The sequence below is a fragment of the Rhodopseudomonas palustris genome, from assembly GCF_003226555.1.
Classification (GTDB): domain Bacteria; phylum Pseudomonadota; class Alphaproteobacteria; order Rhizobiales; family Xanthobacteraceae; genus Rhodopseudomonas; species Rhodopseudomonas palustris_I.
The window spans coordinates 45,885-66,007 of the sequence record NZ_QKQS01000042.1 but is presented as its reverse complement, the minus strand read 5'-3'; the positions used below and the strand labels follow the sequence as shown (position 1 = coordinate 66,007).

Annotated in this window: 12 protein-coding genes; 2 read left to right on the top strand and 10 right to left on the bottom strand. The window is 64.6% G+C overall.

The annotated features are described in order from the left end of the window. Positions 1 to 40: 40 nt before the first annotated feature. From glgB to DNX69_RS25620, 3 genes are read right to left on the bottom strand one after another with little or no spacing between them, the layout of a single operon-like run. On the bottom strand, positions 41 to 2,191 hold the full coding sequence (gene glgB, locus DNX69_RS25630; RefSeq protein ID WP_110788838.1) for a 1,4-alpha-glucan branching protein GlgB: 2,151 nt from the start codon (positions 2,189 to 2,191) through the stop codon (positions 41 to 43). After that, positions 2,188 to 5,490: a maltose alpha-D-glucosyltransferase gene (treS, locus tag DNX69_RS25625; RefSeq protein WP_110788905.1), complete on the bottom strand. Its 3,303-nt coding sequence runs from the start codon at positions 5,488 to 5,490 to the stop codon at positions 2,188 to 2,190. Before treS ends, glgB begins: the two co-directional genes overlap by 4 nt. Positions 5,491 to 5,501: 11 nt before the next feature. Further along, positions 5,502 to 7,457, bottom strand: coding sequence for an alpha-1,4-glucan--maltose-1-phosphate maltosyltransferase (locus tag DNX69_RS25620; protein ID WP_110788837.1), 1,956 nt, complete (start codon positions 7,455 to 7,457; stop codon positions 5,502 to 5,504). 200 nt (positions 7,458 to 7,657) lie between these two features. Here DNX69_RS25620 and malQ point away from each other — a divergent pair, with 200 nt between their 5' ends. Together malQ and DNX69_RS25610 are read left to right on the top strand one after the other, a co-directional pair. Next, positions 7,658 to 9,610, top strand: a complete 1,953-nt coding sequence (gene malQ, locus DNX69_RS25615; protein ID WP_110788836.1) for a 4-alpha-glucanotransferase — start codon at positions 7,658 to 7,660, stop codon at positions 9,608 to 9,610. Between the two features lie 4 nt (positions 9,611 to 9,614). Next, positions 9,615 to 11,423: a glycoside hydrolase family 15 protein gene (locus DNX69_RS25610; RefSeq protein ID WP_110788835.1), complete on the top strand. Its 1,809-nt coding sequence runs from the start codon at positions 9,615 to 9,617 to the stop codon at positions 11,421 to 11,423. On the opposite strand, the gene DNX69_RS25605 is transcribed toward DNX69_RS25610, so the two are convergent. The 7 genes from DNX69_RS25605 to DNX69_RS25575 all read right to left on the bottom strand — a co-directional run bounded on the left by DNX69_RS25605 (position 11,420) and on the right by DNX69_RS25575 (position 20,121). Beyond that, positions 11,420 to 12,238 carry a Cof-type HAD-IIB family hydrolase gene (locus DNX69_RS25605; RefSeq protein WP_110788834.1) on the bottom strand — a complete coding sequence of 273 codons (819 nt, stop codon included), beginning with the start codon at positions 12,236 to 12,238 and terminating at the stop codon, positions 11,420 to 11,422. The genes DNX69_RS25610 and DNX69_RS25605 overlap by 4 nt on opposite strands. A gap of 123 nt (positions 12,239 to 12,361) precedes the next feature. Then, positions 12,362 to 12,910: a gluconokinase gene (locus DNX69_RS25600; RefSeq protein ID WP_110788833.1), complete on the bottom strand. Its 549-nt coding sequence runs from the start codon at positions 12,908 to 12,910 to the stop codon at positions 12,362 to 12,364. Beyond that, the gene (pgl, locus tag DNX69_RS25595) at positions 12,894 to 13,634 is read right to left on the bottom strand and encodes a 6-phosphogluconolactonase (protein ID WP_110788904.1); all 741 of its coding nucleotides are present in this window, start codon (positions 13,632 to 13,634) and stop codon (positions 12,894 to 12,896) included. Before pgl ends, DNX69_RS25600 begins: the two co-directional genes overlap by 17 nt. Before the next feature lie 3 nt (positions 13,635 to 13,637). After that, the gene (gene zwf, locus DNX69_RS25590; protein WP_110788832.1) at positions 13,638 to 15,152 is read right to left on the bottom strand and encodes a glucose-6-phosphate dehydrogenase; all 1,515 of its coding nucleotides are present in this window, start codon (positions 15,150 to 15,152) and stop codon (positions 13,638 to 13,640) included. Then, the gene (gene gnd / locus DNX69_RS25585; RefSeq protein ID WP_110788831.1) at positions 15,149 to 16,189 is read right to left on the bottom strand and encodes a phosphogluconate dehydrogenase (NAD(+)-dependent, decarboxylating); all 1,041 of its coding nucleotides are present in this window, start codon (positions 16,187 to 16,189) and stop codon (positions 15,149 to 15,151) included. Before gnd ends, zwf begins: the two co-directional genes overlap by 4 nt. Positions 16,190 to 16,380: 191 nt before the next feature. After that, entirely contained in the window at positions 16,381 to 19,233 is a 2,853-nt protein-coding gene (locus DNX69_RS25580) for a bifunctional transaldolase/phosoglucose isomerase (protein ID WP_110788830.1), read from the bottom strand. Positions 19,234 to 19,446: 213 nt separating this feature from the next. Next, positions 19,447 to 20,121, bottom strand: coding sequence for a DUF4286 family protein (locus DNX69_RS25575; RefSeq protein WP_110788829.1), 675 nt, complete (start codon positions 20,119 to 20,121; stop codon positions 19,447 to 19,449). Positions 20,122 to 20,123 lie beyond the last annotated feature (2 nt).

The window sequence follows — 20,123 nt, the reverse complement described above, 5'->3', positions numbered from 1 at the left end:
CGCGGGATGTCGTACCACGCGCATCGCACGATCGTCACACTCAGTCCTCGGGCGTCAGATAGATCGCGGCGAGCGGCGGGATGGTGAGGCTGAGCTCCGGCACCAGGCCGTCGCGGGGACGGACTTCGCCGCCGTTGCCGACATTGCTGCCGCCATAGGTCGCCGAATCCGAATTGAATACTTCGCGCCAGCGCCCCGCGAAAGGCACCCGGACGCGGTAGTCCTGATACACATTGGGCGAGAAGTTGACGATCACCAAGCAGCGGCTGCGCGTGTCGTTGCCCTTGCGCATCCAGGCGAACACGTTGCGATCGGCGTCGTCGGTGATCAGCCACTCGAAGCCGAACGGATCGCAATCGAGCTGATGCAGCGCCGGTAACGACCGGTACAGCTTGTTGAGGTCGCGCAGCAGCGCCTGAATGCCGGCGTATTTCGGATAGTCGAGCAGGTGCCAGTCGAGCGAGCGGTCGTGGCTCCATTCACGTTCCTGGCCGAACTCGCTGCCCATGAACAGCAGCTTCTTGCCGGGGTGGCCGAACATGAAGGCGTAGTAGGCGCGCAAGTTCGCGAAGCGCTGCCATTCGTCGCCCGGCATCCGGCCGATGATCGAGCGTTTGCCGTGGACCACTTCGTCGTGCGACAGCGGCAGAATGAAGTTTTCGGAGAATGCGTAGTGCAGACCGAACAGGATCTGGCCGTGGTGATATTTGCGGTGGATCGGATCCTTGGCGATGTAGTTGAGGGTGTCGTGCATCCACCCCATGTTCCACTTATAGCCGAAGCCCAGCCCGCCGAATTCGACCGGACGCGACACCTGCGGCCAGGCGGTGGATTCCTCCGCGGCGGTGGTGGCGTTGGGGAAGCGGCCGTACACCTGCGTGTTGAATCGGCGCAGGAAGTCGATCGCCTCGATGTTCTCGCGGCCGCCGAATTTGTTCGGAATCCAGCCGCCAGCCGGCCGGCTGTAGTCGAGATACAGCATCGACGCCACCGCATCGACGCGCAACCCGTCGATGCCGTAGCGCTCCAGCCAGAACAGCGCGTTGGCAGTGAGGAAATTGACGACTTCGGTGCGGCCGTAATTGTAGATCAGCGTGCCCCAATCGAGATGGCGACCCTGCATCGGGTTGGCGTGTTCGTACAGAGCAGTGCCGTCGAAATTGCCGAGGCCGTGCGGATCGTCCGGGAAGTGGCCCGGCACCCAGTCGAGGATCACGCCGATGCCGGCAGCGTGGCAGGCGTCGACCAGCGCGCAGAAGTCTTCCGGCGTGCCGAACCGAGAGGTCGGCGCATACAGGCCGGTCGGCTGATAGCCCCACGAGCCGTCGAACGGATGTTCGCTGACGGGCAGGAACTCGACGTGGGTGAAGCCCATGTCGCTGACATAGGCTGGCAGTTGCTCGGCGAGTTCACGGTAGGTCAGCCACTGGTCGCCGTCCTTGCGGCGCCACGAGCCGAGATGCACCTCGTAGATCGACATTGGCGCGCCGAGCGCATTGATGCCCTCCGGCGCCGGTCTCGGCCGTGGCAGCTTGGTGGCGTCGACCACGATCGAGGCGGTCTTCGGACGTAGCTCGGCGGCGAACGCGAGCGGATCGGATTTCTGCGGCAGCAGCTCGCCGTGCTTGCCCGACATGTCGAACTTGTAGCGGTCGCCAGCTCGGGCGCCGGGGATGAACAGCTCCCAATAGCCGTTGCCGCGCACCCGCATCGGATGGCGCAGCGGATTCCAGTAGTTGAAATCGCCGACCACGCTGACGCGGCGCGCGTTCGGCGCCAGCACGACGAAGCCGACGCCGGCGACGCCGTCCAGCTCCATCGGATGGGCGCCGAGCTTATCGTAGAGTCGCTGGTCGGTGCCTTCGCCGAGCAGATACAGATCGAAATCGGTCAGGATCGGCGGGAAACGGTAGGGATCCTGCAGCTCGACTGTCTCGTCGCCGAAGCGGGCGCGCAGCGTGTAGGGCGGCGAGCCGCCTGGAACCGGTCCGGCGAACAGGCCGGACTCGTGCAGCCGTTCGAGCTGCGCGGTTTCGCCATTGGCGCCGATCACTTCAACGGCGCCGGCGTCCGGCAGCAGCACGCGGACAACGGTGCCGCCGTCCTGCGGATGCGCGCCGAGATAGTGAAACGGATCGGCGTGGCGGCCTTCGAGAACTGCGTAGGCTTCGTCGCTCAACGGCTCGGTCATGAAATCTCCTCGGTCGGCGGCGACAAGATGCGGAGAATGCCGGCGAGCGGCACCCGCAACCAGTCGGGACGGTGCGCGATCTCGTAGTCGATCTCGTACAGCGCCTTTTCAATCAGAAAGAAGTCGAGCCAGCGATCCGCGGCCTCGGGATCGGCCGGCCAGACCGGACTGTCACCCATGGTCTGGCGGTAGCCGTCGAGGAAGGCGGCAGTGGCGCGGATGCGCCACAGCTCGAGCGCCTCTTTCAGCCGGCCCGGCTCGTCGGACGGCGTCTTCAGCGCACGGGTGAGCGCCGCGGTGGTGGAGTAATCGATCGAACGGACCAGGCCGGCGACGTCGCGGGCCGCCGGCGCCTTGGCGCGGCGCTCTGCCATGGTGCGACGCGGCTCGCCTTCGAAGTCGATGATGTAGACGTCGTCCTTGACGATCAGCATCTGGCCGAGATGGAAATCGCCGTGATGACGGATGTTCAAACCGCCGTCGTCCCCGAGCAGTTCGGCGATGCGGCCGATCAGCTCGTCGCGCGCCGCCAGAAGCCGATCAACCAACGCCTTGTCGGCATCGCCGAAGCCGTCGCGGCGTCGCCGCAGTTCGCCGAGCACGCGTTCGGCCGAGGCGGTGACGGTCGCTACCCATTGCTGCGCCTCGTCGGGGCCGATCGGCTCCGGCGCGAAGTCGGGCACTTCAGGGTGACCGGCGAGGGCGAGGTGCATCTCCGCCACGCGCTGGCCAGTGTGCTGCATGAAGTGCAGATACGGCGCAAATTGATCGCTCTCCGGCGTCTCGGCGTCGGCGGTCAACACCCGATGTTCGTCGACGTAACGGTCGAGATAGCCAGCGGTCAGCGACCAGCCGTCGCCCTGATTGCCGACGAATTCGTGCACCACCGCAATCGCCATAGCGGTGTCGCCCTCGATCAGTTCAACAGTGCCGAGTAGCGCCGGGGTGTTGCTGTAGCCAGCGACCTCGGTGAGGAAGCGGCCCATCTCCAGCTCGGGATTGATGCCGATCTGCAGCCGCCGATACAGCTTGACGACGTAGTCCTCGTCGATCAGCGAGGTCGAGTTCGACTGCTCGGCGTCGACGGGGCGGATGTTTTGGAACGGACCGGCCGGACGCTCGGCGAGCTGCGAGCCGGCCCGGAATTCGAGCCGGTTTCCGTCGTCGCCGACCACGGTGACCGACTTGCGGACGTTCTCCAGCAGCATTGCGATGAACGACGGGTCGGAGGCGACGTCGAGCAGCGTGCCCTCGCGCGCGCCCTGGCGCACCGCCGCGAAGGCGCGCGGATTGTAGCGCTCTCGGTCGAACCGCACCCAGTCGATCTGCATCGGCAACAGATAGCGCGCAGTCGTTCCGCGCAGCGTCGCTTCGAACAACGCAAGCCAGGGGCGATTGTCATCGTCATTGTCGAACGGGATCGCCGAAGTCAGCCGCGGATGGATGGCGCGCGGATTGCGTTCCGGGAACCAGCGGGTGCGCGACAGGAAGGTCGGCAACACCTCGTGCTCGAACATCGAGCGAGTGCGGCCGAGCGTCATCCAGGTCGAGCCAAGCGGCACCACCAGAGTGATGAACTCGGGCACGGTCGACACCGGCGCCACGTGTGCCGCGGTGCCGGGCTCTTCGAGCTTGAACCAATAGAAGCCGAACGGCGCCAGCGTGACCATGTAGGGCAGTTCGCCGATCGCCGGGAATTTGGTGCGGCCGAGCATTTCCTGCGGCACCCGGTCCTTCCACGGCGACAGATCGAGTTCGGTCGCCTGCGCGGCGCGAGACAAATTGGCGACGCACAGAATGACTTCATCTTCGTGCTGCCGGACATAGGCGAGCACCGCGCGATTGCTCGGGCGGATGAAGGTCATGCTGCCGCGACCGAAGGCCGGCGCCGATTTGCGCACAGCGATCAGCCGCTTCATCGCGCTGAGCAGCGAAGACAGGCTGCGCTGCTGCGCCTCGACGTTGACCGAGGCGTAGCCGTACACCGGGTCCATGATCGGCGGCGCATACAGCCGCGCCGGATCGGCACGCGAGAAGCCGCCATTGCGGTCGGACGACCACTGCATCGGGGTACGCACGCCGTTGCGGTCGCCGAGATAGATGTTGTCGCCCATCCCGATCTCGTCGCCGTAATAGATGATCGGGGTGCCGGGGAACGATAGCAGCAGCGAGTTCATCAGCTCGATCTTACGGCGGTCGTTGTCCATCAGCGGTGCCAGGCGGCGGCGGATGCCGACATTGATCCGCGCCCGCGGATCGGCCGCGTAGGTCTTCCACAGATAGTCGCGCTCGACGTCGGTGACCATTTCGAGCGTCAGCTCATCGTGGTTGCGAAGGAACATCGCCCATTGGCAGTCCGGCGGGATTTCCGGGGTCTGCCGCATGATGTCGGTAATCGGGAAGCGGTCTTCCTGAGCGATCGCCATGTAGATCCGCGGCATCAGCGGGAAGTGATACGCCATATGGCATTCGTCGCTGTCGCCGAAGTACTGCTGGACATCCTCCGGCCATTGATTGGCCTCGGCGAGCAGCAGCTTGCCCTTGGCGTAGGCGTCGAGCTCGGCACGCAGCTGCTTGATGACCGCGTGGGTTTCGGGAAGGTTTTCGTTGTTGGTGCCGTCGCGCTCGCACAAGTAAGGAATCGCGTCGAGCCGGAAGCCGTCGACGCCGTTGTCGAGCCAGCGCTTCATCACCTTGACCACCGCGCTGACGACGCGGGGATTGTCGAAGTTCAGATCGGGTTGATGGGAGAAGAACCGATGCCAGTAATACTGACCGGCTTCCGGATCCCAGGTCCAGTTCGACTTTTCGGTGTCGGTGAAGATGATCCGCGTGCCCTGATACTTCTGGTCGGTGTCGCTCCAGACGTACCAGTCGCGTGCGCTGGAATTTTTCGGGCTGCGCCGCGCCCGCTTGAACCAATTGTGCTGGTCCGAGGTGTGATTGACCACCAGCTCGGTGATCACGCGCAGATTGCGGCGCTTGGCCTCGACGATGAAGCGGCGGAAATCTTTCATCGTGCCGAAATCGGGATTGATCGAACCGTAATCGGCGATGTCATAGCCATCGTCGCGCTGCGGCGACGGATAAAACGGCAGCAGCCACAGCGTGTTGACGCCGAGCTCCTGGAGATAATCCAGCTTCTCGGTGAGGCCGGCGAAATCGCCGATGCCGTCGTTGTTGCTGTCTGCGAACGCCTTGACGTGCAGCTGGTAGATGATCGCGTCCTTGTACCAGAGCTCTTCGGCTTGTTCGACGCTGGGCTGCTCGCTCGTCGCGATCGGGGACATCTCGTTCATGGCTTTCGCGCTCACGCCAGGCAACGGAACAGCAGGGCCGGATCTCGGTGGGGATCGATCCGCAGGTTGATCCCGCCCCAATCCAGCGCGTGACGCTCCCCGGTCAGCAGGTTTTCGACCGCGACGACGGGGCGGCGCTCGCCTGCGACTTCGATCTGGACGTCGCCGAGCGGCAGCCAGAACTCCTGGTAGTCGCTGCTGAGCGCGATCGCCACGGCGACCGCGTTGCTGCCGTCAACGGATGTCTTGACGAAACCGGTCACGTTGGGGGCCTGCACGTCGAGGAGGCGCAAATTGCTGGTCTGCTGCAGCGCCGGATTGGCGGCGCGGACGCGGTTGATGTCGCGGATGAACGGCTTGATGTTGCCGGGCTTGTCCCAGTCCCGCACCTTGATCTCGTACTTTTCGGAATCGAGATATTCCTCCTTGCCGGGGATCGGCTCGTGTTCGAGCAGCTCGAAGCCGTTATAGATGCCATAGGTCGATGACAGCGTTGCGGCGAGAACGAGGCGTGATTTGAACATCCACGGCTCGCCGCCCTGCAGGTGGAAGGGCAGGATGTCAGGCGTGTTGGTGAAGAAATTCGGTCGATAGAAATCGCGCTCCGGGTAGCCGGTCAGTTCGGTCAGATACTGCTCGATCTCCCATTTCTGGGTGCGCCAGGTGAAGTAGGTGTAGGATTGGGTGAAGCCGAGCTTCGCCAGACCCTTCATCAGCTTCGGCCGGGTGAAGGCTTCGGCGAGGAAGATCACGTCGGGATGACGGAGCTGAACCTCCCGGATCATCCATTCCCAGAACCGCAGCGGCTTGGTGTGCGGATTGTCGACGCGGAAGATCTTCACACCGTGATCGGCCCAGAACAGGATGACGTCGCGCAGCGCATTCCACAGCGAGCCGGCATCCTCGCAGGAGAAGTCCGGGTTGACGATGTCCTCGTATTTCTTGGGCGGGTTCTCGGCGTATTTCATCGAGCCGTCGGGCCGGCGCTTGAACCAGTCCGGATGTTGCTTCAGCCATGGGTGGTCCGGCGAGCATTGCACGGCGATGTCGAGTGCCACTTCGAGGCCGACCACTTCGCAAGCCGCGACGAAGGCGCGAAAATCCTCCAGCGTCCCGAGTTCGGGATGCACCGCGTCGTGGCCGCCGTGCTCGGCGCCGATCGCATAGGGGCTGCCGGGATCGCCGGGCTCGGCCCTGAGCGAGTTGTTGCGGCCCTTGCGGTTGGTCTGGCCGATCGGGTGGATCGGGGTGAAGTACACGACGTCGAAGCCCATCGCGGCGACGTCGGGCAGCCGCGCGATGCAATCGCGAAACGTGCCGTGGCGGCCGGGCTCGGTGCCCTGGCTGCGCGGCACCATTTCGTACCAGGTGCTGTAGCGGGCGCGCGGCCGGTCGATCATCAGCGGCAGCGGTTCGGTGCGGGTGAGGTCGGGCCGCGCCTGGCTGCCGGCCATCGCCTCCAGCAGCTCGGGCGCCAGCAGCGGCTCGATGTCCCCGGTCCGCAGATATTCTTCGCAGCGCTGTTGGATCGATCGCAACACGTCTGCATCGTCGGATTGCGCCTTGGTCAGAAGGCCAGCGCCTTCTAGCGCGTCGAGCGACAAGTCCTGTCCGGCCTTTTGTTTCAGTTCGGCGCCGTGTCGCCAAGTGGCGAACTCGTCGGTCCATGCCTCGATGGCATAGACGTGACGGCCGATCTGCTGCGGCGTGAAGGTCCCCGACCAGCGATCGTTGACGTCGTGCGCCATCGGCGCACGTTGCCAGCTATCGTCCTGTTCGCGTCGCCAGAGCAGGGCGGCGGCGATCACCTCGTGGCCGTCACGGTAGATGTCGGCCCACACCTCCACCGGCTCGCCGACGATACGTTTGACCGGGAAACGCCCACCGTCGATCAGCGGATAGATGTCTTCAATGTGAAACGCGCCGCCTTGAGCGGCGGTTTGAAGCGCTTGTGTCGGCTTGTTCACAATAACTCACGTTCGATTGAGTGAGGTGATGCCACGATCTAGGACTCTCGTCCCGTAGTGAACCGGGCGGTTCTCGGATACAAAGCTTCCGGACCTCGCTGGTTCCGATGGAACTCACCCTACGCAATTGCGTTCGATATGACTATCCTGGGACAGGCGGAATCGCGGCGCACCCGCGCGGCGTGTAGACAGCGTGCTTAATGGACCTCTTCACCAAAGCTGCCGAGCTCGGCATCCAGACCGAATTCTACGACGGTCAGGGACGCCGCCACGTCACCCCGCCCGATGCATTGGGGCTGATCATCGAAGCGATGCCGCAGGCGGCGGCGCATTCGCTGCTCGACCGGATCGTCGTGATCCGGCAGGGCAAACCAGCCAGATCCGAGCTTAGCGCGCAGGCCGCATTGCCTGTACGCTGGCGCATCGTCGGCGGTGCGGCGACGCTGGCTGAAGGCGAATTCGCCGAACGAAATGTGACGTGGCCTCCGGATCTGCCGGCCGGCACTCACCGCCTGCAGCTCGATGACGCATCCGGGCGCAGGGAGGAGCTGCCGCTATTGGTCGCACCACCGTGCGCGTTCGGCGGCGACTTCGACCGGGCGTGGCTGATGGCGGTGCAGCTCTATAGTTTGCGATCCGAACGCAACTGGGGCATCGGCGATTTTACCGATCTGGCCAACCTGATCGATCTTGCTGCCGCGCTCGGCGCCGGTGGCATCGGTCTCAATCCGCTGCATGCGCTGTTCGACGACCGGCCAGGCGATTGCAGCCCGTATTCGCCGAACAGCCGGATGTTTCTCAATCCGCTCTATGTCGACGTCGAGAAGCTCCCGGAGTTTGCGCCGGACGACTTGCCGGGCCTCGATATCGCGGCGCTGCGCGACGGCGAACTGATCGACTATCAGGTCGTGGCGACGGCGAAGTGGCGCGCGTTGCGTGCCGCCTTCGACAAATTTCGCGCTGCGCCCGCGGCTGGACGACGTGCAGCGTTCGATGCGTTCCGCAAAGAACGCGGGGCGTTGCTGACGCGGTTCGCCTGCTTCGAAGTACTGCGGCACAAATTCGGCAGCCCGTGGTGGGATTGGCTCGAAGAGTGGCGCCGTCCCGACGATGCGCGCTGCGCCGACTTGCATGCTGGGCCCGACGCCGCCGACGTGGAATTCGTCGAGTTCACCCAATGGTGTGCCGACGATCAGTTGCGCGGCTGCCGCGATCGCGCTGCGGAACGCGGCATGAGCGTTGGGTTGTATCTCGACGTCGCGGTCGGAGTGCAGAGCGACGGCTTCGACGCCTGGAACGAACAGACCGCGATCTCGCGGCTCTTGTCGGTCGGTGCGCCGCCGGATTCGCTCAACACTGCGGGACAGAATTGGGGGCTGGCCGGCTTCAATGCGCCCGGGCTGGAACTGACCGGCTTCGCGCCCTATCGCGAGATGCTGCGCGCTTCGATGCGCTATGCTGGCGCGATCCGGCTCGATCATGTGCTCGGGCTCAACCGGCTGTATCTGGTGCCGCACGGTTTCGCCGCGCATCAGGGCGTCTACGTGCAGATGCCGTTCGAAGCGTTGCTCGCGGTGACCGCGCAGGAAAGCGTCGATCATCGCTGCGTGGTCATCGGCGAAGATCTCGGGACGGTGCCAGACGGCTTCCGCGACCGGCTCGCGGCCTGGGGGATCTGGTCGTACCGGGTGATGATGTTCGAGCGCGACTTCAACCAGGGTTGGTTCTTCGGCATCGAACATTATCTGCCGAACGCGCTGGTGACCTTCAACACCCATGATCTGGCGACCTATTCGGGCTGGCGCGCCTTGACCGATCTGCAGATGAAGCGCTCGATCGGTGTCGATCCCGGCGAGAGCGACGACAGCCGGCGGCATGCGCTTGCGATGCTCGGCGACGCGCTGAGGCATCAGGGCATCGAGCACGACGACATCTACGCGGTGCTGACCTTCCTGGCGCGCACCCCGTCGCGGCTGCTGGCGATCGCGCTGGAGGATCTGCTCGGCGTGCTCGATCAGCCGAACGTGCCGGGGACCGTCTCCGAGCACCCGAACTGGCGTCGGCGCTTGCCGAAGCCGATCGAACACATCGCTGACGCGATCAACCGTCGGGCGTTGCAGACGGCGACCGCCGACCGCCGGATCGCGGGGTAAAGCCTTGGCCGGAAATATCGAAGACTATGCCTTGATCGGCGATTGTGAGACCGCCGCATTGGTCGGCCGCGACGGCTCGATCGAATGGCTGTGCTGGCCCTCGTTCGATTCCGAGGCTTGCTTCGCGGCGCTGATCGGCACCGAGGACAACGGCCGCTGGAAGGTCGCACCGGCGGACGCGGTGGTCCGCTGCAGCCGACGCTATCGCGGCGACAGCCTGATCCTGGAAACGACATTCGAGACCAGCAGCGGCATCATCACGCTGATCGATTTCATGCCTCCGCGCGGCACAGCCTCCGACATCGTTCGCCTGGTGCGCGGCGACTGCGGGGTGGTCAAGGTCGAGATGCATTTGGTGATCCGGTTCGGGTTTGGCGTCGCGATCCCGTGGGTCAAACGCGGCGAAGACGGCGCGTTGCTGGCGATCGGCGGGCCCGACATGGTGGTGCTGCACACGCCGGTCGAGACCCGCGGTGAAAACATGACCACGGTCGCCGAATTCGAAGTGGCCGAGGGCGATACAGTGCCGCTGGTGCTGACCTACGGGGCGTCGCACTTGCCGGTGCCGACCGAAATCGATCCGCATCAGGCGCTAAAGGATACCGAAGAGTTCTGGGCCGAGTGGTCCGGCCGCTGCACCTATCAGGGCGAATACCGCGAGTTGGTGATGCGCTCGCTGATCACGCTGAAGGCGCTGACCTTCGCGCCGTCGGGCGGCATCGTCGCGGCTCCCACCACGTCGCTGCCGGAAAAGCTCGGCGGTTCGCGCAATTGGGACTATCGGTTCTGCTGGCTGCGCGACGCCACCTTCACGCTGTTCGCGCTGATGAACAACGGCTACACCGAGGAAGCTGCCGCTTGGCACGATTGGCTGCTGCGCGCCGTCGCCGGTAATCCCGCCAATATGCAGATCATGTACGGCATCTACGGCGAACGCCGGCTGCTGGAATGGCAAGCCGACTGGCTCGCCGGCTACCAGGGCGCGCAGCCGGTGCGGATCGGCAACGCCGCGCATGCCCAGCTTCAGCTCGATGTCTACGGTGAACTGATCGATGCCTTCCATCAATGGCGCCACGCCGACATCACGCTCGACGGCGAATCCTGGGCGTTGGAATGCAAGGTGCTGCAGCATCTGGCCAAGATCTGGGACCAGCCCGACAGCGGTATTTGGGAGCTGCGCGGCCCTCGCCAGCACTACGTTTCGTCCAAGGTGATGACCTGGGTGGCGTTCGATCGCGGCATCAAGAGCGTCGAGCAATTCGGGCTGAAAGCGCCGCTGGCCGAGTGGCGCGCCTTGCGCGAGAAGATTCACGCCGATGTCTGCGCCCACGGCTTCGATGCCGCGCAGAACGCCTTTGTCGAACATTACGGCGCGAAGGTGCTGGACGCCTCGGTGCTGCTGATTCCGGCGGTGGGCTTCCTGCCGCCGCGCGATCCACGGGTGCTCGGCACGCTCGAGGCGATCGAGCGCCATCTCATGGTCGACGGTTTCGTCATGCGCCACGATCCGCGCGAACAGCCCGACCAGACCGAGCCCGTGGAAGGTGCGTTCCTCGCCTGCAGCCTGTGGCTGGCCGATGCCTATGTGTTGGCCGGCGAGATTCAGCGCGCCAAGGAGCTGTTCGACCGCGTTGCCGGAATCGCCAACGATCTCGGTCTGCTGGCGGAAGAATACGACACCACCGAGCGGCGCCAGGCCGGCAACTTCCCGCAGGCGCTGACCCACATCGCGCTGATCAACACCGCCAACAACCTCACCGCCGCCAAGGCCTCGGCCGAGAAGCCGGCGATGCAACGCTCCAAGCAGAGTTAGCGGTCGAGCCTCGCGTTGCGATCCAGGATGAAGTCGATCGCGGCGGCGAAGCCGTCGTCGTCGTTGCGGCCGGTGACGTGGGCGGCCTGTCGCTTGACATCGTCGGTGGCGTTGCCCATCGCGATCGGCAGGCCGCTGACGCCGAACATCGGCAGATCGTTCTGCATGTCGCCGATGGTGGCGATCGCATCCGCCGCGACGCCGAGCCGCTTCGCCATGGCCTGCACGAAGGTGCCCTTGCTGTGGCCGGGCGGCGTGACGTCGAGATAGTAGTCCTGTGACCGCACCGCCAGCGCACCGCCGCCGAGCGCGGCCTGCAGCTCCGGCTCACAGCGCCTCAGCAGGGCGAAATCGGCGCTGACGCCGACGATCTTGCAGGCCTTGCCGGCGAGCGGCGTCAGATCGTCCAGCTTGGTTGGCGCAAACTGGATGGTGTTCTCCTCGTGCGGCACGTATTTGCCATCGTCACGGCGGATGTACCAGTTGTCATTGGTGAACAGCCAGATGTCGATGCCATTGCGCTCGAACAGCGCGATGCTGGTGGTCACGGCGGCTTCCGGAATCAGATGCTGCTCGATCACCTCGAGTGTGGGGGTGAGGATCGAGCTGCCGTTGAACGGCCCGAGCGGCAGCGTGATGCCGAGCGGATCGCTGTACATCCGCATCCCGACCGGCGGCCGGCTGGAGGTGAGGGTGAAGCCGACGCCGCTGGCTTCGAGCCGCGCCACCGCGTCACGGGCACGGTCGGTCAGCCGCTTGTCGGTGGTGACGAGCGTGCCGTCGACGTCTGAAATCACGAGCTGGATGCGGGTCATGGGACGAACCTCAAAGTGGAGCCTTCGTCATTGCGGGGAGCGGAGCGACCAAGCAATCCAGAGTCGTGAACCGAGCCTCTGGATTGCTTCGCTTCGCTCGCAATGACGAGGCTGAGCATCGATCTAGTCGCTGACTAAGGTTGGAATCTGGCCGGCGATATCGTCGACGATCACCTCGACCGGTGCGTCGATCGAGGCGACGATCGGGCGCTCGTCGGGGCCGGGGCACTCCAACGTCGCGAACTGGCTGTCGAGCAGGCCGGTCGGCATGAAGTGGTTCTTGCGCGCCGCCATCCGGGCGCCGATCAGCTCGCGGCTGCCGTCGAGATAGACGATGCGGACGTCGTCCCGGCCGTGCACCAGCACGTCGCGATAGGCGCGTTTCAGTGCCGAGCAGCCGAACACGACGTGGCTGCCGCTGCCGATCACACGATCGATCTCGTCGGCGATCGCACGCAGCCACGGCCAGCGATCGTCGTCGGTGAGCGGCTGGCCGGCGCTCATCTTGGCGACGTTGGCTTTCGGGTGATAGTCGTCGGCGTCCTCGTAACGCCAGCCGAGCCGCTGCGCGAGCGCTTCGCCGATCGTGCTCTTGCCCGAGCCGGACACACCCATCACGATCAGCGCACGCGGCAGTGGTTCACGATCTGTTTGTTCAGGCATCACCGGCATTCTCCGGCAGCGCGTCCTGCGTCACCAGCCAAACCGTCTCGCCCTGCGAACGCGCGCGCGCCGACGGCAGATCCTCGCCGGCAAACACGCGGGAAAGAATGCTCCGCTTGGCGGCGCCGTGGGCCAGGAACAGCATCTCGGCACAGGAGGCGAGCGCCGGAAGGGTGAGGGTGACCCGCGGCACCAGAGGTTCGACCGGCGCAGTGTCGACGCCGGCGGCCCAGCGGTCCTGGATCTGAAGTTGCGGCCGCCCCGGAAACAACGACGCGGTGTGGCCGTCGGGCCCGACGCCGCCGAGCACCAGATCGAACAGCGGCCGATCGGGCGCGAGCACGTCGCTGCCGTAGAACGCCTTTAACTCGGCCTCGTAGCGCTGTGCCGCGTCGTCCGGCGTCGCCGTGTCGGTCGGGATGGCGTGGACGTTCTGTGGCGGCGCGCGGCCATTCAGGAACGCGTGCTTGGCGGCACCGATGTTGCTGAGCGGATCGCTCTCGGGCACGAAACGCTCGTCGCTGATGAACCAGTGCACGCGCTGCCACGGAATTCGGTTCTCGAACTCGCCCGCGAGCAGCTCGAACATGCGCTGCGGTCCTGAGCCGCCGGTCAGGCAGATCGCCGGGCGGTCGTGATGCAGCTCAATCCGTGCGATCAGCCGCTGCGCTGCGAGGCGAGCTTGCGCGTTGGCGTCGGCTGCGACCACGAGGTGATAATCGGCGCTTCTCATCGGCTAACCCGGCTTGCGCCATTCGCGGCCGTCGCGGGACAGCAGTTCGTCGGCGTCTTCGGGGCCGTCGCTGCCGGCGCGATAGATCTGCAGGCCATGGGCGCCGGCCTTCTTCCAGGCCTCGAGAAACGGCTGCACCGCGCGCCATCCCGCCTCGACGCCGTCGGCGCGCTGAAACAGGATGTTGTCGCCGATCATGCAGTCGTGCAGCAGCGTCTCGTAGCCGTTGCTCGGCGCCACCTTGAAGTAGTCCTTGTAGCGGAATGTCATCTCGACGCCATTGATGGCAATCGACGGCCCGGGCACCTTGGTGTTAAACTGCAGCGAAATGCCTTCGACCGGCTCGATCCCGATTACCAGATAGTTCTGCGACAATTCACGGATCGGGGTGCAGCGGAACATCGAGAACGGCGCTTCCTTGAACTTGATCGCCACCTCGGTGCGTTTGCCCGACAGCGCCTTGCCAGTGCGCAGGTAGAACGGCACGCCGGCCCAGCGCCAATTGTCGATCGACAGTTTCAGCGCCGCGAAGGTCTCGGTGGTGCTGTCCGGTTCGACGTCCTCGACGCTGCGATAGTCCGGAATCTCGGTGTCGCCGATCCTGCCGGAAGTGTATTGGCCGCGCACCGAATTGCGCAGCGCTTCGTCTTCGCTCTGGAGCTGGATCGCCGCGAGCACGTCGGCTTTGGCTGAGCGCACTCCGTGGGCGTTGAAATGCGCCGGCGGCTCCATCGTCACCAGCGACAGCAATTGGAACAAATGGTTCGGCACCATGTCGCGCAGCGCGCCGGTCTTGTCGTAGAAGCTGCCGCGATGGCCGACGCCGAGCTTTTCCTCGACGGTGATCTGGATGTGGTCGATGTGCTCGCGGTTCCAGATCGGCTCGAACATGCCGTTGGAAAACCGCAGCACCAGAATGTTCTGCACAGTCTCCTTACCGAGATAGTGATCGATCCGGTACAGTTCGTGCTCGGAGATGATGCTGAGCAGATGATCGTTCAGCGCCTTGGCCGAGGCGAGGTCGGTGCCGAATGGCTTCTCCACCACCAGCCGGCGCCACGCGCCGCTGACCTCTTCGAGGAGCTTGGCGCGGCCGAGTTCGGTTGCGATCGGCGCGAAGGCGTCCGGCGGAGTAGCGAGATAGAACAGCCGGTTGCCGCCGGTGTTACGGTTGGCCTCCAGCTTCTCGAGCCGCTCCCGCAGCCGATCGAACGAATCCGGGTCGTTCGGATCGGCATTGATCGCGGTCACACAGTACAGAAGCTGATCGGCGACCTTGTCGTCTACCGGGCGGGTGGCGTATTTGCGCAAGCCCTGCATCAGGCTCGCGCGTAGCGCCTCGCTGGCCATGTCCTGGCGAGTGATGCCGACGACGCAGAATTTCTCCGGCAGCAACCCGGCTTCGGCGAGATTGTACAGCGCCGGGATCACCAGACGGTGGGTGAGGTCGCCGGTGACGCCGAAGATGACGAAGGCGCAGCCTTCGGGGACCTGATTGCTGTTGGCTTGCGTAGTCACGCGCGCTCCGATGCCGGTTTCAGTTTCTGCTGCGGAGCGGCTTGCTGCTCCGGCTCCGGATGCTGCTGCGGCTCTTTGTGGCCGCCGAAGCCGGCGCGCATCGCCGACAGGATCTTCTCGGCGAAGGTGTGGTCCCGACGCGAGCGGAAGCGCGCATACAGCGCCGCGGTGAGCACTTCGGCCGGTACCGCTTCCTCGATGGCGGCGTTGATGGTCCAGCGACCTTCACCGGAATCCTCGACGAAGCCGGAGTAATTGTCGAGCTGGTCGTTCCTCGCGAGGGCAGTGGCGGTGAGGTCGAGCAGCCAGGACGGGATCACGCTGCCGCGTCGCCAGACCTCGGCCACGTCGGCGATGTCGAGATCGAAGCGGTGCTCCTCGGGCAGCGAGGGGCTGCTGGCGTTCTTGAGAATGTCGAAGCCCTCGGCATAGGCCTGCATCAGGCCGTATTCGATGCCGTTGTGGACCATCTTGACGAAATGGCCGGCGCCCACCGGCCCGGCGTGGATATAGCCCTGCTCGACACGGGGATCGCGGCTCTCGCGGCCCGGTGTCCGTGGGATGTCGCCGATGCCCGGCGCTAGCGTGGCGAGGATCGGATCTAGCCGGTCGACGACCGGTTTGTGGCCGCCGATCATCATGCAGTAGCCGCGCTCGAAGCCCCAGATCCCGCCGGAGGTGCCGACGTCGACATAGTGGATGCCTCGTTCCTGAAGGGCTTTGGCGCGGCGGATGTCGTCCTGCCAGAAGGTGTTGCCGCCGTCGATTACCACGTCATTGGCAGAGAGTAGCTTGCCCAGTTGGTCGATGGTGGTTTCGGTAATGTGGCCGGCGGGCAGCATCACCCACACCGCCCGAGGCGCGTCGAGTTTGCGCACCAGGTCGTCGAGCCCGCTGCTCCCGGTCGCGCCTTCGCGCGTCAGCGCCTCGATCGCCTGCGGGTCGCGGTCGTAGACCACGGCATGATGGCCATCCTTTATAAGTCGCCGGACGATGTTGCCGCCCATCCGGCCTAGGCCGATCATGCCGATCTGCATGCGCAAGTCTCCATTGTTTGGCCGCGCCCCGCTTGAAGTGCGAAGCTACGTTTGTAGGCGGTTACTCCGTCATTGCGAGCCGAAGGCGAAGCAATCCAACGCTCCATCAATCGGAGTTCTGGATTGCTTCGTCGTGTTGCTCCTCGCAATGACGACCTTCAGTGGTCGTCGGAACTAACGTCCCGGCACTCTTATGCGAGCGCCTGTTTGATCGCGTCGCCGAGCATCTTCAGGCCGGCGCCGAGATCGCCCTTGAAGTGAACCCGCAGGGCACGCCGACCGCGTTCGGTAAGCACGTCGAAATCGCCGCGCGCCTGCGCCGCCTTGATGACCCCGAAGCTGGCGCTCTGGCCCGGCACCGGCAGATCGGCGGCGTCGTCGGCGGTGATTTGCAGAAAAACGCCGCTGTCCGGCCCGCCTTTGTAGGCTTGGCCGGTGGAATGCAGGAAGCGCGGGCCGAATTCGGCGCAGGTCGCAACCCGGCATTTATCCCGGATCTGCAGCCGAATCTGTTGCAGCGCGTCGATATGCGCGGAATTTCGCTCGATGTAGGCGAGCAACGCGACGTAATCGCCGCTGTTCACGCGCGACAGATGCGCCTTCAGCCACGAGTCGAGCGTGCTGTCGGCACCGTCCTGGCGCAGCGCGCCGGCGTTGGCGGCGTCGGTGTAGAGGTCCACCTCGGCAGTCGACAACGCTGGCGTTTCCTCCGGCAGCGCGCCTGACTTCTCGAACGCCGCCGTCAGTTCTCGGGTCTTAATCTTGGCGCTCTCGACGTCGGGTTGGTCGAACGGGTTGATCCCGAGTACCGAGCCGGCGACGGCGGTGGCGAGTTCGAAGCGGAAGAACTCCTGTCCGATCGCCTCGGCTGATTTCAGCACGATCCGCACCACCGGATGTCCGGCCGCTTCCAGCGCGGCGAGCTTCGACTCGTGTGCCGGATCGGCTTCGGCTTCGGTGCGCAGATCGATGAACAGCCGGTCGTTGCCGTAGGTCGCCGCATCGGTCAGCGGCTCGTCGTCGATCGGGATCAGGCCCTTGCCTTCTTTGCCGGTCGACTCCGCAATCAGCTGTTCGGCCCAGGCGCCGAAATCGGCGATCGCTTTCGACGACGTGATCGTCACCTTGTCGCGGCCCGCGAGACCGGCGCAGCCCATCACCAGGCCGAGCTGGACCGCGGGGTTCTGCTGCGGCGGGACATTGGGGCCGCAGGAGCGGACCATGGTCAGCGTCGTATTCAGCAGCGCGGCAAGATCGAGCCCGGCCGCAGCCGCGGGCACCATACCGAATGGCGACAGCACCGAATAGCGTCCGCCGATCGTTGGATCGCCGTGGAAGATCTTGGCGAATTTCTGTTCAGTCGCGACCTTTTCCATCGACGAGCCGGGGTCGGTGACGGCGACGAAGTGCCGGCCAGCGTGATCGGCGCCGACGGCTTCGGTGATGCGCGCGTAGAAATACGCCTTCATCACGTTCGGCTCGGTGGTGCCGCCGGACTTCGACGACACAATGAACAGTGTCGAAGCCAGCTTGACCTTGGCTTCCAGGGCACGCACTTGCGCCGGATCGGTGGAGTCGAGGGCGTGCAGTTTGGGGAAACCGTCCTGCTTGGGGAAGGTCTCGGCGATTACCTCGGGGCCGAGGCTGGAGCCGCCCATGCCGAGCACCACCGCATCGGTGAAGCCCTGGCTCTTCACCCATTTGGCGAAGTCCTGATAGTCGTCGAGCTTGGCCTTGGCGGTCATCGGTGCGCTGAGCCAGCCCAGCCACTTGTCTTCATCGCGGCCGGTCCACACGGCCTTGTCGCGCGCCCACAAGTTCCGGATCTTGCCGGCGCTCCGCCACGCCTCGATTTGCTCCTTGACTTTGTCGGCGAGATCGCCGGCCAGGGCCAGCGTTTGCTTGTCGACCGCACCGCCGAGCACCGTCTCACGCTTGAAGGCGACGGCGCCGAGCAGTTTATCGAAAGCGTCTGCAAACAATTGCACGCCTTCGGTGACCAGCCTATCGGTGATCGCGTCGAGCGAAATGCCGGAGCTGTCGAGGCCCTTCAGCACGGCTTGCGCTTCGTCGATGTCCTTCTCCAGACTGTCGCGCGGCTTGCCATGGTCGCGGAAGGCGTCGAGCGTCGCTGGCGGCACGGTGTTGACGGTGTCGGGGCCGATCAGCTCCTCGATGTACAGCACATCGCTGTAGGCCTTGTTCTTCGTACCGGTCGAAGCCCACAGCAGGCGCTGCGGCTTGGCCCCGCAGGCTTCCAGCTTGGCCCAGCGGTCGCCGCTGAACAGCCGCTTGTAGTCTTGATAAGCGAGCTTGGCGTTGGCGATCGCGACCTTGCCCTTCAGATCTTCCAATCGCTCCTTCTCGGCGGGATCGCTGATGTTGCCGATCTTGTCGTCGAGCGCTGCATCGACCGCGGTATCGATGCGGCTGATGAAGAAGCTGGCGACGCTGGCGACGTGCGCCGGATCGCCGCCGGAGGCGATCAACGCCTCGAGGCCGGAAAGGTAGGCCTCCGCGACTTGATTATAGACTTTCTGCGAGAACAGCAGCGTGACGTTGACGCTGATTCCTTTGGAGATCAGCTGCTTGATCGCCGGCAGGCCCTCGCGAGTCGCAGGCACCTTGATCATCAGGTTTTCGCGACTGACCTGGCTCCACAGCCGCTCGGCTTCCGCCAGCGTGCCCTTGGTGTCGAGCGCCAGATAGGGAGACACTTCGAGGCTGACGAAGCCGTCGCGGCGCTTCAGCTTGTCATAAACCGGGCGAAGGACGTCGGCGGCATGCTGAATGTCTTCGACGGCGACCGTTTCGTAAAGCTCTCCGACCGAATGGTCGCCTTGCTTCAGCGCCTCGCCGATCGCGCCGTCATATTCATCGCTTGCGCCGATCGCCTTTTCGAAGATCGATGGGTTGGACGTGACCCCCTTCACCCCGTCGGTCTCGATCAGTTTCTTCAGATCTCCCTTGGCGATAAAGCCGCGGGCCAGGAAATCGAGCCAGATCGCCTGGCCGTTTTTTTCGAGTGATTTGACGGGATTCATGGTGCCTTGTCTGCTTGTTCGGTGCGATGACGGCCTCGAACGCATTTCCGTCCGGGGATCGAAGCTTGTCAACTCGTCCTGACCGGCGCCTTGCACGCCAGCCAATTACCGCCCAACGCGGAGATGACGTTTGAATCCGGAAAAAGTTCCCTGATGCCAGCGTATCCCACCGATGTGATGATGCGATTACAGGCGGACAGCGCAAAGTGGGGTTCAGCTGCCCATTTCTGCTTTGGCCAGATCCCATAGCAGCGCGTAAGTCCCGGCCGCGATCAGCTCGGCACCGGCAGCTGTGATTGCAGCGTCGAAGCGGCCGGCGAGGGCCGCCTTCACGGCCTCAATGCTGGTGCCGTCGATCAGCACGAACCAATCGGACGCGCCCGGGCTGGTGACGCCGGGCGGATCGGTCAGTGGCTTCGACAGCGTGGGATCGTTTTCGAGCAGATGCATCGACATGATGCCGTCGAGCGGTGCCGGATCGAGCTTCGCTGCGAGATCCGCGCGCAAGGCGTCCTCCTGGCCCGTGGCAGGACGAACACGGGCCAGGCCGAGCACTGCACCGCGGCCAAGGCCGCGACTCAGTGTGATCCGCGCGACGCCGCGGATCATGTTCTTGAACTTGGCGATGTTGCGCTTCGACCACTCGGTCTGACTGGCGAGCGCTGTGCGATAGGCATCGCTGCTCAGCACCTCGAAGGTCTCAGTCGAGTACAACCCGAGATATTTCGGTGCGGCATCGAGCGCGACGTAGCGCCGCGCCTCGACGAAGCCCTCGATCGCGACGCGCTCGGCGATGTGCTCGCGGTCGTACCAGCGATTGAAATCGGCTTCGTCCTCCGGTGCGATATCCATCGAAGTCAGCAGCATGCCTTGTCCGGCGATCGGCATCG